1 tRNA gene is annotated in these 276 nt (G+C 64.5%); it reads right to left on the bottom strand.

The window, feature by feature from the left end:
* Positions 1-41: 41 nt before the first annotated feature.
* Positions 42-112: transfer RNA gene (locus tag D471_RS0123570), tRNA-Gly, on the bottom strand.
* Between the last annotated feature and the right edge of the window lie 164 nt (positions 113-276).

The raw sequence follows: 276 nt of genomic DNA, 5'->3' as shown, positions 1-276 counted from the left end.
GGGGAGCCGGTGCCGGATGGCACACAGCTCGCCTCTCGCGGAGCGGGCGACGGGAATCGAACCCGCATGGCCAGCTTGGAAGGCTGGAGTTCTACCATTGAACTACGCCCGCGTGGCGCCGGAGCCCCTGAGTTTCCTCTAGACTCGTGGAGCCGACGGAGACAAGAGTACAGTCTCTGGGGCGTTGATCGCACACCGGTCGTGGGTGTGCGATCGTCGTCAGGCACACGGGGTGTAGCGCAGCTTGGTTAGCGCGCATGCTTTGGGAGCATGAGG

It is taken from the genome of Nocardiopsis lucentensis DSM 44048, from assembly GCF_000341125.1.
Classification (GTDB): Bacteria; Actinomycetota; Actinomycetes; order Streptosporangiales; family Streptosporangiaceae; genus Nocardiopsis; species Nocardiopsis lucentensis.
This window is presented reverse-complemented; position numbering and strand designations above follow the sequence as displayed.